13 protein-coding genes, 5 tRNA genes and 1 other RNA gene are annotated in these 13,958 nt (G+C 66.7%); 3 read left to right on the top strand and 16 right to left on the bottom strand.

Features of this window, described 5'->3' with window-relative positions; all coding sequences use genetic code 11:
• Positions 1-20 precede the first annotated feature (20 nt).
• From QF819_09200 to QF819_09125, 16 genes are all read right to left on the bottom strand, one after another.
• Positions 21-770: a hypothetical protein gene (locus tag QF819_09200; protein ID MDP6803326.1), complete on the bottom strand. Its 750-nt coding sequence runs from the start codon at positions 768-770 to the stop codon at positions 21-23.
• A gap of 182 nt (positions 771-952) precedes the next feature.
• Positions 953-1,243 (bottom strand): hypothetical protein, encoded by a 291-nt coding sequence (locus tag QF819_09195; protein MDP6803325.1) that lies wholly within the window; start codon positions 1,241-1,243, stop codon positions 953-955.
• 51 nt (positions 1,244-1,294) lie between these two features.
• On the bottom strand, positions 1,295-2,110 hold the full coding sequence (locus QF819_09190; GenBank protein MDP6803324.1) for a hypothetical protein: 816 nt from the start codon (positions 2,108-2,110) through the stop codon (positions 1,295-1,297).
• Positions 2,111-2,606: 496 nt separating this feature from the next.
• Positions 2,607-2,956, bottom strand: a transfer-messenger RNA (tmRNA) gene (gene ssrA, locus QF819_09185).
• Between the two features lie 142 nt (positions 2,957-3,098).
• Positions 3,099-3,174, bottom strand: a tRNA-Lys gene (locus tag QF819_09180).
• A 95-nt stretch (positions 3,175-3,269) separates the two neighbouring features.
• Positions 3,270-3,345: transfer RNA gene (locus tag QF819_09175), tRNA-His, on the bottom strand.
• 26 nt (positions 3,346-3,371) lie between these two features.
• Positions 3,372-3,448 (bottom strand) — tRNA-Arg (locus QF819_09170).
• Positions 3,449-3,478: 30 nt separating this feature from the next.
• A tRNA-Pro gene (locus QF819_09165) sits at positions 3,479-3,555 on the bottom strand.
• A 120-nt stretch (positions 3,556-3,675) separates the two neighbouring features.
• Entirely contained in the window at positions 3,676-4,326 is a 651-nt protein-coding gene (rdgB, locus tag QF819_09160; protein ID MDP6803323.1) for an RdgB/HAM1 family non-canonical purine NTP pyrophosphatase, read from the bottom strand.
• A complete protein-coding gene (gene rph / locus QF819_09155; GenBank protein MDP6803322.1) occupies positions 4,319-5,050 on the bottom strand; it encodes a ribonuclease PH in 732 nt (243 codons plus the stop codon). Before rph ends, rdgB begins: the two co-directional genes overlap by 8 nt.
• Before the next feature lie 52 nt (positions 5,051-5,102).
• Positions 5,103-5,636 (bottom strand): GerMN domain-containing protein, encoded by a 534-nt coding sequence (locus QF819_09150; GenBank protein ID MDP6803321.1) that lies wholly within the window; start codon positions 5,634-5,636, stop codon positions 5,103-5,105.
• Positions 5,633-7,123: an N-acetylmuramoyl-L-alanine amidase gene (locus tag QF819_09145; protein ID MDP6803320.1), complete on the bottom strand. Its 1,491-nt coding sequence runs from the start codon at positions 7,121-7,123 to the stop codon at positions 5,633-5,635. The genes QF819_09150 and QF819_09145 overlap by 4 nt, the downstream gene beginning before the upstream one ends.
• On the bottom strand, positions 7,120-7,590 hold the full coding sequence (gene smpB / locus QF819_09140) for an SsrA-binding protein SmpB (protein MDP6803319.1): 471 nt from the start codon (positions 7,588-7,590) through the stop codon (positions 7,120-7,122). The genes QF819_09145 and smpB overlap by 4 nt, the downstream gene beginning before the upstream one ends.
• On the bottom strand, positions 7,506-9,155 hold the full coding sequence (locus QF819_09135; protein ID MDP6803318.1) for a hypothetical protein: 1,650 nt from the start codon (positions 9,153-9,155) through the stop codon (positions 7,506-7,508). The genes smpB and QF819_09135 overlap by 85 nt, the downstream gene beginning before the upstream one ends.
• Positions 9,152-10,342, bottom strand: coding sequence for an O-antigen ligase family protein (locus QF819_09130; protein MDP6803317.1), 1,191 nt, complete (start codon positions 10,340-10,342; stop codon positions 9,152-9,154). The genes QF819_09135 and QF819_09130 overlap by 4 nt, the downstream gene beginning before the upstream one ends.
• 94 nt (positions 10,343-10,436) lie before the next feature.
• Positions 10,437-10,523: transfer RNA gene (locus tag QF819_09125), tRNA-Leu, on the bottom strand.
• Positions 10,524-10,672: 149 nt separating this feature from the next.
• Here QF819_09125 and QF819_09120 point away from each other — a divergent pair.
• The 3 genes from QF819_09120 to QF819_09110 are packed head-to-tail and all read left to right on the top strand — an operon-like array spanning position 10,673 to position 13,958.
• A complete protein-coding gene (locus QF819_09120) occupies positions 10,673-11,587 on the top strand; it encodes an ABC transporter ATP-binding protein (GenBank protein ID MDP6803316.1) in 915 nt (304 codons plus the stop codon).
• Complete coding sequence (locus QF819_09115) at positions 11,584-12,822, top strand: ABC transporter permease (GenBank protein MDP6803315.1); 1,239 nt, start codon at positions 11,584-11,586, stop codon at positions 12,820-12,822. The genes QF819_09120 and QF819_09115 overlap by 4 nt, the downstream gene beginning before the upstream one ends.
• Entirely contained in the window at positions 12,819-13,958 is a 1,140-nt protein-coding gene (locus QF819_09110) for an ABC transporter permease (protein MDP6803314.1), read from the top strand. The genes QF819_09115 and QF819_09110 overlap by 4 nt, the downstream gene beginning before the upstream one ends.

Raw genomic sequence — 13,958 nt, 5'->3', positions numbered from 1 at the left:
ACGGTAGCCGAGTGCATGGTTCAATCCTCCACAGTGATGGATTCGGTGAGCTTGATGTCGGGGAACGTTGCCCGGAGTACATCCGGGTTCCAGAATGCCGACTGGGTAAGCTCCCGCCGGTCAACCGTCGTGCGGTGAGGCAGCACGTCCATGAGGTGGAGCGTGCGATCCCGGCCTTCGTAGTTCGCGTGGCCGATGGGCTCTCCATTGAGCACGATGACGATACCACCTGCGTCCATGACGCGATGGAACTTCTGGATGGCTTCCTCGTGCATCGCCGGGCGATCCATGGGGGCATCCTCGGGAAGAACCGCGGGGATGCCGATCCAGCGCTTCTGGGGTTTCGGTGAATCCAGGTCTTCGCGGAACATGACCTCGCAGCCGTTCGGGTACTCCTCGAGGGAGCCCGGGACGATGAGATCGGAGTTGCGGATCGCGTCGAAGAACGCCTGATTGGGATTGGCGGCACGCATGGTGCGGGCGGTCCGGTAGGCGTTCAGTGCATCTACATGGATCAACTGGGACCGTGCGTTGTGTGCCACGGTCACCGGAGAATCCGGAATGATGAGATACGGGATACCCGCAGGGTACTCGGCGCAGGTCAGCGAGAGCGTCGCAGTCCCCTGTCCGGTGAAACCGAACGGTTCGTGAAGCAGCTGACCATCAGCCAGGACGATCCCTTCGCCGGGTGACGTCGGAGCGTCACTGGCAAGAGCGACAATACCGCAGAGCAGTACCGTGACCGTCGTGAGGGTAAACGTGCGGCCCATGCCACACCTCCTTCACGGGACGGCGGTGCCTTTCCGCACCAGTGATGGTGCGGGTGCACCAGGGAGAAGATCATGACGCGTGAGCGCGACACAATCGAGAGGAGCAGTGGGTCGAGGGAATCGAGGGATAGGAAATTCAACCGCATAGTCCCGCCTCCCGACGTCCCGGATCGCGCCTCATTCTACCCCGCGGATCCATTCACGACCGATTGTTTGGGAGTCCTGATGAGGCTGGTGAGTTCCCCACCGAGGTAATTGTTCGCAGTCCAGTAGTAGTAACCCGGACTGGTGCTGGCGTAGGTGTTGTCGATGATCTCACCCACGAGTGTTGAACCTTTGTACAGTTCGATCTTGAAGTAGCCACTCGTCCCGCTGTGAGTCCACTCGATGTAGTACGGTGTTCCGTTCGTCCAAGAGCCACTCCAAGAGGGACTGTTGACGGTGATCGTAGCCCCGAAAGACGTCGAACTCACCATCATGAGGAGAAGAGCGGCGAATATCGTCGTTCTCATGACACTACCCTCCTAGTTCATCGACGCGATATACGCCATCGCGATCTGAATCACAGGGAAGATTGCAGCGGGATTCTGGAATCCCATCAAGTGGGGGCTGTTGAGCGCTGTTTTCAAACGCACGTCTGCATCGTACTTGGACACCATGTCAGGACTGTCCAGGTCGATGAGAAGTCTTCCCATGAGCACCAAGGAAGACATACAACCCTCTTTTTGAGTGGCTCGGGTCCTGTACCGGTCGACAACAAGGGTCAGAAGATCAACCTTCGCCTCGTTGGTGAGTCCCGACCTGATTTCATCCCTACTGAGCAGGACCTCGATCAATGCCAAATCCCACTCGTACCAAAACCGAGTCGTTCGCTCCCAGCTGGAATCCGGAGCATCCGGATCCATACTCTGATAGACTTCGAACAGAGCAGGACCAGCATCCGTCCGTTGGAGAAGCTCGGCAAATGCATTGGATCCCTTGCTGATTCTGAGAATTCCAGCATTGACTCCCTTCCCGTCGGGTATAACCCAACTGTGTCTGAAGGGTGTCTTGAGACAGGTATGTGCGAGTCCCCTGGTGCTCATGGAGGTAAGCACATCAGAGGGAATCTGGATCACCTGCCAGGTCGAGTCCTTGTGCACCGTATCCCACTCGGGTGTCATCGGAACGACAGGGTATTCGTAGACATCGAAGCTCTCCACGGCCGAGTGGCGATAGGGGTCGTAGTCCACGACGACGGAGCCCTGAGCGCGGGCCGTCTGCGGAAGGGCCAAGGCCAGCAGGAACGCCAGAAGCTTGTTTATCTCTTCCCCCTTGGCGACGCGAGAGACACGCGTCACTCCAGTCAAGTTCCGTTCCTGCCGCAACCCTGAGACCTTCGCGCCTCCGGCAATCCGTGCGTTCACCCCGCGCGTGGAGAGGTGCGGAGTTGCCCCACCCCACAGCAGAATCCGTGCCAATCTGTCCAGGCAAGGGCAACAGACGCCCAGGTTGCTGTGTCGCAGCCACTTCCGCCCAAGGCACCGTGCAGCCACGCGCTCCCTCATGGCCGGGACCGGAACCATCGGTTCCAGGGAGGCGGAACCGATTCGCCCCCCCCCCCCCCCCCCCCCCCCGGGGGGGACCGAGAGATCGGCCAGGCCTTGCCTCATCCTGGTGACCGGCCATTCGGCTTTTTGCGGGGTGGTGCCGGACATCGCCAGGATGGGTCTCAACGAGATCGCGACACTCATCGGCGCCGGTTCCCCCAACAACAATCATCGCAACACAACCAGACGGTCAAACTCACACAAACGCGTAAGGGCCCGCACCTTTCCAGGCTACGGGCCCTCGCACTGGTGGAGGCGGCGGGAATCGAACCCGCGTCCGAAGAACCGTCTCCGACAATTCATCCGTGCGCTTTCCGCCTTTTGAATCTCACTTCGACCGGCTCCGACGGACGGGATCCGGGCGACGCCAGCCTCGGTGCATTTTGACCGCTCCGGCCGAGGCGCCCGGAAGCAGCGAGTCCGCGAAAATGACGGTGGCATCCCCCCCCGCGGACACGGAAGGAGCCACCGCTGGCCTATTTAGGCGGCCAGGGCCAACTCGTCGTTGGCAGTTGTTGTGTTGCCCTTTTTAACGAGGCCGGGCACCTCGGCACGCAATCATCGGTTCAGTGAACCCCGTCGAATCCATTCGCCCCCATGTTGAAAGTGATCTCACGCCACCGCAGGCGAACCTTCGCCGTCAGCGGCCCCTTCAGTATTCGTCATTTCGCCCGGGTGTTTCAACCCCCGAAGCGGCAAACAGATCCATCCTTGTCCGGGAGGCCCCGGGCGCGAGAGGTGGTACACCGCCAGGGACTCGAACCCCGAACCCACTGATTAAGAGTCAGTTGCTCTGCCAGTTGAGCTAGCGGTGCACCTTCTGTCACGCCCCTCCGGGGAACCCCGGACGCAAGCCCGCGCAAGATACTCCCTCTGCGGGAGCCCTTCAAGCCGTTTCGGGCACGCGGGTTGGGGTGGATGACGGGACTTGAACCCGCGACAGCCTGAGCCACAGTCAGGCGCTCTACCAACTGAGCTACACCCACCACCCCTTCAAGACCCGCGCCGATCCTGGCGCGCCCGGCAGGACTCGAACCTGCGGCCCACGGCTTAGAAGGCCGTTGCTCTATCCAGCTGAGCTACGGGCGCGTCGGTCGGTCGTCCATCTCCACTGCAGGCTGGTCGGGGCGAGAGGATTTGAACCTCCGACCCCCTGCTCCCAAAGCAGGTGCGCTACCGGACTGCGCCACGCCCCGAAACCGATCCGCCCGCGGAGGTGATCGCGAACGGGGCGAATGCCGGTCCGCGCCCCCGCTGAGCAGTCCCCTTCCTGCCGGAGAACCGGGAGAGACAGTACCCGCGTGGCGCGCGAAGTGTCAAGCCGCCCCCCGGCCCTGCCCGCGCGGCCCGGCCGCCTTCAGCCCCTCGAAGAGCGACCCCGCACGGCGCACGGCCTGCCCCCGATGCGATCGAGCGTCCTTGTCGGTCGATGCCATCTCCGCGAAAGTCCGCGTCTCCCCGGCGGGCACGAAGAGCGGATCGTACCCGAACCCGCCCGAGCCGCGCTCCTCCCGCAGGATCCGACCTTCGCACGCGCCCTCCGCAAACCGCGTCTCCCCGTCCGGCATCGCCAGCGCCAGCACGCAGCGGAACCGCGCATCCCGATCCCCGTCCGGGACATCCGCCATGCATTCCACCAGGTGTCGGCGATTCGCCGCGTCGTCCGCGTCCACTCCGGCGAAACGCGCGCTCCGAACGCCCGGCGCCCCTCCGAGCGCATCCACCTCCAGCCCGGAGTCGTCGGCCAGCGCGGGAAGCCCCGTCGCGGCGGCGGCGGCCTCCGCCTTCTTCGCGGCGTTCCCGTGGAAGGTCGGGCGGTCCTCCACGACATCTCCCGCCCCGGGGAACTCCGACAGCGGAACGACAGTCACGCCGAATCCCCGGAGCAGTTCGGCAAACTCACCCACCTTGTGCGGGTTCCGGGTGGCCAGCACGACCCTCACTTCACCGCTCGCTCCGCTACTCACCGCCGCCCGTGCCCTCCGCCAGTCCGAGCACCCCGCGCTGCAGGTCGACGAGCTCCGACACGCCGTCACGCGCCAGGTCCAGCATGGCGTCCAGCGTCTCCCGCTCGAAGGGGTCCGCTTCCGCCGTCCCCTGCACTTCCACAAACCGACCCGAGGCCGTCATCACCACATTCATGTCGATCTCCGCCCGCGAGTCCTCTTCGTACGGGAGATCCAGCACCGGCGTCCCGTCCACGACCCCGACGGAAATCGCCGCCACGAGCTCGCGAAGGGGCCACTTCTCCAGCGCGCCGTCCTGCCGCATCTTCTCGCACGCCTCAAAGAGCGCGACACACGCGCCGGTGACCGCCGCCGTCCGGGTGCCGCCGTCGGCCTGCAGCACATCGCAATCGAGTGTGACGGTGTGGTCCCCCAACGACTGCAGGTCCGTCACCGCGCGGAGCGAGCGCCCGATCATCCGCTGGATCTCCTGCGTCCGGCCCCCGCCCTTGCCCCGGCGCATCCGCGTGGAAGTGCTTCGCGGGAGCATCCCGTATTCGCCGGTGACCCAGCCGCGGCCCTTTCCGCGCAGCCACCCCGGCACGCCCTTTTCCACCGACGCGGTGCACAACACCCAGGTGTCGCCCATCCGCACGAGACACGACCCCTCCGCGTTCTTCGCATACCCGATCTCCAGCGAGACGACTCGCAGGGCGTCCACCCCTCTCCCGTCCGCACGCGTCATGCGCTCTCTCCCTTTCCGGCCACCGGCTTCCGCCCCGGCCACTCCACGAGTTCTATCGATACTTCGCCAGCGGGAATGCACCGGACAGATCCGTGTGCCCCGCGAGCGTCGCCACCGGTCTCCCTTCGATCAGAATCTGCACTTCATCCACCCACAAGAAGTTGGTGCCGATCGTCGCCAGGAGACACTGCATCGTGGCGCGCTCGGCCTCCGAGCCGCCGGGGTGATTCCTCTGCGCCTCCCGCGACAGATCCAGCGTCACGCGGCCGTCGCCGTCGTGAAACACATGGCGCACCGCCGTTCCCTCCGGAAGCGGCGACGCACCCCCCCCGCGCGGCCCGACCGCCAGTTCCGCAATCACGCGGGCCAGATCGTCCTCGGGCATTTCCCCGGCCAGCACCTCCCGATCTTCACGAACCGTCCCGCCGTCCTCCCCGGCGAAGACCAGTTCCACACTTCTCGTTCCCGGCGTCTCCTCCACTTTGGGGGCGATCGGGTTCGTCTCTTCGCGCTCCAACGCGTAGTACATCCCTCCCGCGACCAGCACCACCACCATCACCGCCAGAATCGCAATCCCCCACTTCACGGCGCCGTCTCCTCCGCGGGCTGAAGCTCACCGACCGCCGCCGCGTCCCGGAAACGCAGCGCCGCCTCCAGAAGCGCGACCGCCACCCCGTCGTGGAAGCCTCCGTCCGACAGCGTCAGGCTCTCCTCCGGATTCGAAAGGAACCCGCACTCCACCAGCACGGCCGGGATTCCCGCACCCCGCAGTACGGCGAAGTCTCCCTCGCGCACGCCACGGCTCTCCAGCGGAAGAAGCGCTTCCATTTCTTCCAGCGTCCAGTCTGCCAGAAGGCGACTCTCGCGCACCGCGTCCGCCGACACTTCGCCCCAGCGCCGCATGCCGCCCTCCTCCGCCGCCGTCCCCTCCGGAAGAACCGCCACGGAGAAGCCCCGGGTGCTCGCGTCAAACCACCCGTTCGCGTGGATCGAGAAGAGCAGGTCCGCGCGCCCGGCAATCACTTTCTCCGCGCGACTGTCCGCCCTGATGTAGCGATCGTCACGACGCGTCATGACCACCACGAACCCCTCGTCCTCCAGGAGTTCCGCCAGCCGCCCGGCGATCAACAGCGCGATCTCCTTCTCCGAAACCCCGGCGCTCGACAGGACACCCCGGTCCATCCCGCCATGCCCGGCGTCCACCGCCACCACGCGCACTTCCCGCCCGGCAAGATCCGCGCGTTCCCCCTCGCCCCATCCCTCCACCGCGTCCCCACTGTCCGCGCGGCCCGCGGCGAGAAGCCATCGCGCCGGGCGCCCGCGAAACTCCAGCCCCAGCCCCGTCGGCGCGTCCCGCGACAGGTGGAAGTCCAGTTCCGCGTGCCCCGCTCGCTGCGTCGCGACCAGCGAATCCACGAACCGCCCGCCCGGCGAGAATCCCTCCAGCTCCGGAGCCAGAATCCCGTCGTCGATGGCCACGCGAACACGACGGCCCGTGCCGTCCCCGCTCCCCTCCAGCACATGGTGCACGCGGGCGACCTGCGCCTTCCCCAGACCGATCTCCGCCAGCACGCTCTCTTCCGGCAAACCGTAAGACACGCGAAGCACCGTGGGATCCTCCGTGTCGATCCGAAGAAGCCGCCGATCCCGATGCCAGCTCACTTCACCTTCGACAATCGGCGAGAGCACGCGCGTCACCAGTCGAACCGGGACGAGCACCCCGTCTCCCGTTCGCACAATCGGGGCCATGAGGTTCACGCCCTCGGACCCCGTGAAGACGAACGGGCTGTCCACCGTCAGGCGAATGCGGCGCCCTGCCACCTTCAGCACGATCTTCTCGATGTCAGGCCGCCAGTAGCGCGTTCCGTGGAAGATACGCGCGACATCCGCCAGCCGCAGGCAGTCCACGCCGTCCACCCGAAAGCACGCCAGTTCGCGCGGTTCCGGACGGGCGGTCGTGCGCAGGAAGCCGCCCGATCGCTCGACGCGTGGCCCGGCCGAGGCTTCCGTCCCCGCGTGAACGACCAACGCCAGGCACCCCGCCGCAAGAAGCGCACTCGCCAACCGGTTCACTCGTCGCCTCCCGTGCGCCGCGCCTTCGCCTTTCGCATTTCCCGCCTGGCCTCCGTTGCGGCGATGTCGTCCCGGCGATCGTACGACCGCTTCCCCCGCGCCAGCGCAATCTCCACCTTCACACGACCGTGCTTCCAGTAGAGGCGCAGCGGAACCAGCGTCAGCCCCTTCTCGCGGATCTTCCCGATGATGCGGTCAATCTCCCTTCGATGAAGAAGGAGTTTCCGCTTTCGCGTGGGTTCGTGGTTTTCGCGGTTCCCGTGCTTGTACTCGGGAATGTGCGCCCCGACGAGGAACACCTCCGACCCGTCGATCCGCGCATACGCCTCCGACAGGCTCGCCTTCCCGGCGCGCAGCGATTTCACTTCGGTTCCGGTAAGGCTCAGCCCCGCTTCCATCCTCTCGATGAGATGGTAGTCGTGACGCGCCTTCTTGTGGCTGGTGATCGTTCGGTTGTTCTCGTCCATGATTCCCCTCGCGCGGAGCGGAGCATACCACTGCCGCACGGGTCTTCCCACTGTGCGCGGCGCGTGTCGGGTCCCGCATTCGCCATGCGGGGAACCGCCAGGACCTCCGCCGCCTCCACGCTCCATGCCCGCCGACCACCCCCCCCCGGGCGCGTCCAGCGCACGCGAAGAACAAGATCCGCCACGCCGTCGGGCCCCGGGGCCTCGACCCGGATCCCGCTGATCTCCCGCAGGACGAAGGCGTACTGCCTCGGGAGCGCCCCCCGGTCCCGAGGGACATCCACCATCAGCCGCAGCGGCGCCGAGTCCGTTCCCAGGCCGTCGGCCCTCGCTCGATTCGCCACCTCTTCGCAGGCCCGCGCGACCTCCCCGTACGGCAACCCGTAGGAAGGTCCCCCCGAGTGCCGAACCATGTACCCCTGAAAGAGGAGCCATGACAGCACATTCACCACGACCAACGTTCGGAGGGAGAGCGCACACCGGCCGGGAGCCCTTTTCGGGCGAAGCCGACGCGCCCCGACCACCAGAAGTGCCACCAGCACGGGAAGCACCGGCAGGAAGTAGTGCGCCACGCCGCGAACACCCAGCGCCAGATACGCCACCGGGACCCCCACTGCCGCCGCCATCGCCACTTCGCGGGCGCCGGGACGCCAGGCGTCTTCCTCCGTCGGGCGAACCAGTTCCCGGTACCCGCGGGTCAGGTGCCCCACGAAAGGCACCGCGGCCAGCCAGACGAGAAGCCCCACCGGCGGGACCGGCCACAGGAGCATCCACGGCGCTTCGAATCCGGCCGACTGGATGATGTTGTGCCCCGTCGCGTCCATCACCAGGTTCGTCACCACATCGATGTCCGGGGCCGTGCGGAACGGCACCAGCGACGCGATCCCGGTCCGGCCTCCGCCCTCTCTCGCGAGATACGATACCCACGGAGCCAGCAGCGCGGCGCCCGCGGCCATTCCCGCAAGGAGCGCACCCCACGCAACGCGACGCCACGCAATCAGGAACGCCACGCCCAGCGCGGCCGCCAGAAATGCCGCGGACTGGTGGGTCTGGATTGCGAGCGCAAGCAGCGGCGGAACGAAGGCCACCGTGCGCGACCCGCCCGGGGAGAGCGCGCGGACGGCAAGAAAGAGAGCCGGCACCGTGAAGAGAGCCAGAAGGCACGGATCCCAGAGTTTTCGCGAGAACCAGATCGCCACGGGCGAAGTGGCCAGAATCGCCAGCGCGGTCCGCGCCTCCGCTTCCGACCGGAGAAGGCGTCGGAAGAGCGGTATCGCCAGGCCGAGCGCCGCCACATTCGCGAGAGCCACTCCCGCCTGCGCGACGCGGGGGTCCGCACTCAGCGCGGCAAAGGGCGTCAGGAACATCGCGAAGACAGGCCCGTTCGGAACGCCCGCGCTCGACAGCCACGCATGATCGATCCAGCGGGGATCCCGGGCAAGATCCCGGGCGAACTCCATGTGAACGGCTTCATCCAACCGGAAGAGAAAGCCGCCGGGCCACAGGAAGCGAAGCACCGCGCCCACGGCCACCCAGATGCCGACGGGCCAGCGCTCCGGGGTCACTCCGCCGACTCCACCCCGAGGACAAGCCCGGTCAGCAGGTGAAACAGCCCCAGGATCTCCGAGTCCCCGAAGTTCCATTCCACGAGGCCGTTCACAAGAAGAGCCGAGAGCACCGCCGGATAGGCCGCGACCAGCCCACGCTCCCACAGCCCCTCCGCCCCGGGCAACGCGCGTTTCCCCAGACGAAACCAGGCCGCCACCAGCCATCCGAAGACCGCCAGCGCTGGGAATCCCATCGAGACGACAATCTGAAGCGGCGTGTTGTGCATATGGCTGTGAACGCGAATCACGCCATGCTCCGTCGCCACCTCCTTCTCCATGAGCCCGGCCGGAATCACCAGCCCGAGGCCGGACCACGGTCTCTTCAGCGAAAGCTCCAGCCCGTGTTCCCAGATGAGGACGCGCTCAATATTCCGGGGATGATCGGGATCCACGATGGAGCGGAGGCGGTCGCGCGCATCCTGCGGGCCCAGCATGGCGAAGAGCGTGCCGGCCGCCACCAGCGCGAGCAGCGGCCATCGATTCCGCCGCAGAAGGAAGAGTGCCCCGGCGCCGAATCCCAGCCAGCTCCCGCGCGCATAGGTGGCCATGAGCGCGATGAACGACAGCACCCCCGCCGAGGCAATGCCCGCAAAACGGCGGCATGGGCGGGTCGCGCCGGGTCCGCTCGCTGCAATCCCGACGGCAACCAGCGTCACGACCATGAGAATCCCCGCGATCGTAAGGTAGTGCCCCGTGATCCCGCGAAGCCGCTCCGCAAGCCCTCCTCCCGCCAGCAGGTGCCGCGCGAGGCCCACAGTGGAAACGGCCGCGGCCGAAGACAGAAGCGCCCCCAGAATCCACCCGATCCGGGCCCGCACCTGCGGAAGCGCGCCGAGCGGAAGGAGCGTGAGCAGCAGGAGTTTCTTCAGCTTGATGACCGACCCGAACAAGTCGATCGCGAAAAGAGCGGCCACGATGCTCACCACGCACCATGCGACTACCGGGCGCATGAGAAAGTGCCCGCGTGCCAGCCGCCGGGCGGAACTGCGGCTCTGCGGATCCGTCAGGAAGGCCAGCCCTGCCAGCGTGAGGCTAATGTGCGCCCCCGCGATCGAAAACGGCGTGAAGAACGCGAAGCACACCAAGAACGCGGGGATGGCACTTCCGGCACGACGGTGCAAACGGGCCTCCGGGCTGGCCGACATTCGGGGACGGAGGAGGAGAGTCCTCCCCACTCGGCAGACTGTCAAGGAGGCCGGGAGAACGGGGAAGAGCGAATCCCTCCGCCCTTCCCCCGAATGGTGCCGAAGGTGGGACTCGAACCCACACGGGGTTGCCCCCACACGGCCCTGAACCGTGCGCGTCTACCAATTTCACCACTTCGGCATATCGTGCAAGCGACCCGGGACGATACACGATCTTCGCGCAAGTGGGAAGGCCGTTCCCCCCTCCGGGCGGAGGCGTTGCGCGACACCTCGGCCCGGGGTAGCCTTCTCGTCTTCGCGGACCCACTCCCTCGCGACCGGAGGCTTTGCATGATCCATGCGGAGATGCTCACGCGACGCTTCGGCGACATCACCGCGGTAGACGGTGCGTCGCTGGACGCCCGACCCGGCGAAGTCACAGGTCTCCTCGGACCCAACGGTGCGGGGAAGACGACCACTCTCTCCATGATCAGCGGGCTCCTCGCCCCCACCTCCGGGCGCATCCTCCTCGACGGGATCGATCTCGCCGCGGAGCCCCGCCGGGCGAAGTCCCTCCTGGGGGTCGTGCCGCAGGAGATCGCGCTCTACGAGGAGCTTTCCGCCCGGGAGAATCTGGAGTTCTGGGGGGCGCTTCGAGGACTCTCCGGCACATCACTCCGCGAACGCATCGAGGAAGTCCTTGCGCTGGTGGAACTCTCGGACCGCCGGGACCCGGTTTCCCGATTCAGCGGCGGCATGAAGCGTCGGTTGAATCTCGCGGCGGGTGTCGTGCATCGCCCGCGCATTCTGCTGCTGGATGAGCCCACCGTCGGCATCGATGTCCACGCGCGCGCCCGCATTCTGGAGCTCGTGCGCCAGATGGCCCGGGACGGAACGACGGTGCTCTACACGACCCACTATCTGGAGGAGGCGGAAGCGCTGTGCGACCGCGTCGCCATCCTCGATCACGGGCGGATCCTGGCGGACGGGACACTGTCCCAGCTTCAGCGGTCTCTCGGCGACGGGAAGGTCATCAGTGCGCGCGGGTCGTTCACGGAGGAGGAGTTCCGCGCACGATGCCCCGTCGGTGACGCGATCCACTTTCCTGAAGACGGGCATGTTCTCGTTGCGGCGGGACATTCCAGCGCACCGGGCGTCCTGTCGGCACTTCTCGACTCCGGGCTGTCGCTTGACGATGTCACCATCCGTGAACCCTCCCTCCAGAGCGTCTTCCTGCGGCTGACAGGCCGGGAGCTGCGCGATTGAGGACGCTCACGGCCATACTGCGTCGAGACTTCCGTCGTCGCCGACGCGCCCCCCTCGGCACGCTCCTGATGCTGGCGTTTCCTCTCGCGCTCGGGGCTGTGTTTGCGCTGGCGTTCGGCGGAAGTGAACCACCCCGCCTGCGCGTCGCCCTGGACATTCGAGACGAAGGGTTGTTCGGCATGTTCCTCGGAGGCGCCGTCGAACGACCGGAGTTCACCGACCGCGTGGAGGTCACGCTCGCCGACTCCACCACCGGGCGCGAACTCCTCGACCGGAATGAGGTCAGCGCGCTCGTCGTCATTCCGGCCGACTTCACCCGCGCAATCCTGGGGGAGAGGTCGGTAGAGATCCCTGTCTGGAAGAACCCGCGCGAACGAGTCCTCCCCGGAGTCGCCGTCGAGGGAGCGCGGATTCTCGCGACCGGAGCGGATGCGGCCACTCTCCTGTTGGCTGAACCGCTTCGCCATCTCCGCGATCTTCTCGATGAATCCGAAACCCCTCCGGACACGCGCATCGCCACACTGGCCGTCCTCTTCCATCACGCCATCGATCGGGTGGCCCGTGTTCTTCTCCCGCCGGTCGCCGGGCTGGCCACCACCACAGACTCCGAAGCCGCCTCCCCGTCCTCCGGCTCGCTCTTTCTGCTCTTCCTGCCGGGATTCGCCGTGGTTGCGCTTCTCATGGTAATGGATCAATCCATGCGCGACTTCCCGAGGGAGTTCGTCGGCGGCACGCTCGCCCGGTGCCTTGCCGCGCCCGTGCGCCCGGGGGCCATCATCACGGGGAAGATCCTCTCCACGACGATCCTCGGGGTCGTCTGCGCGGCCATCCTCACCCCGTTCGGAGCCGTCTTTGTGGACGAACCGGTGGACCTTCCGGCATTCGCGCTCCTCACCATCGCCTTCTGCGGAGCGGCGGGCGGTTTTGGCGCCCTCGTGTACGGAGGAGCGAAGAGCGAACGCCAGGGCGCGATCGTCGGGCCGATCGTGCTGCTCGTGATGTCGTTCCTGGGGGGCAGCTATGTTCCGCTCTCGGCCCTCCCCCCCTCCATGCGCGCACTCTCCCCGTTCACGCTGAACTTCTGGGCGGTCGACGGATACGGACGCATCCTCCGCGACGGCGCGGGCGTCGCGGGCGTCGCGGCCCATATCGGCGTACTTCTCGCGCTCGCCATCGTTCTCACCACCGCGGGCGGGTTGCTCCTCCGGCGTCGTTTCGCGGGAGGCCACCGATGAGAGTCTTCCTCGCGTTCCTCCGCCTCGACTTGCGGCATCTCCGACGCGACCGGGGCAGTCTCTTCTGGATGGCCGTCATGCCGTTCGCGTTCATGGCCTTCTTCGGCACGGTGTTCTCCGGGCCGGGAGAGCCGATCGACGCGGTTCTTGTCCTGCGGATCCGCGATCTCGACCGGACCGAGACTTCCCGCGGAATCGTGGCGCTCATCGATACGACACGCTTCCGTCTCTCCGCGGAGGAAGACCCTTCGGCCTCCCCCGTGCGCACGCTCACCATCCCCGCGGCGTTTGAGGACTCGGTGCTGGCGGGAGTCCACGCCGACCTTCTTCTTACGAGACACGGGGGCACCGACACGGCCGACTTCGCGGCGCGCGCGGCGCTCTTCCGAACGCTCCTGCGTTTCCACGGTGCGCTGGCGACGGCCGCCCCCGATTCCTCGACCTGGTCGGACTCGACGCGGGCCGTATTCCGCGGCGCCGTCTCTCGCGAGCCTGCATTCACCGTCCGGGAGGAATGGGCCTCTTCCGTCCAGACACCATCCGGGTTCCTCCAGAGCGTGCCCGGAAACCTCGCGATGTTCGTCCTGATGTCCACCGTGATGGCAACCGCGGCCCTGCTTGCCGACGAGCGGCGTTCCGGCGTTCTCCGGCGACTGGCCTCACAGCCTGTTCCCATGGGCGCCGCCATCGCCGGGAAAGCGGCATCGCGCTTCCTGATCTCGCTGGCGCAGATCGCGCTGCTTCTGGTCGGTTCCCGACTGCTCTTCGGCTTCCGCCCCGACCCGTCCCCCTTCGCGTTCCTTGCGGTGGCCGCCGTCTTTTCGCTGGGGTGCGTCGCGCTGGGGTTGCTTCTGGGCTCCCTTTTCCGAACGCCGGAGCGTGCGGCCGGGGCGGCCTGGCTCACTTCCATGTTGATGGCTGCCCTCGGCGGTGCGTGGTGGCCGCTGGAAGTCGTGCCGAACTGGATGCGAACGGCCGCCCACGCCTTCCCCATCGCATGGGCGATGGACGGCTTCCACGCCATCACCACCGGCGGCGGAGGCTGGGCAGAGGTTGCGCTCCCGATCGCGGTGCTGGCGGGATTCGCCGTGGTGTCCGGCGTCGTCGCCTCATTCGTGTTGCGGCCGGAGCGCTAG

This window comes from Gemmatimonadota bacterium (assembly GCA_030747075.1).
Lineage (GTDB): Bacteria > ARS69 > ARS69 > ARS69 > ARS69 > ARS69.
This window is presented reverse-complemented; position numbering and strand designations above follow the sequence as displayed.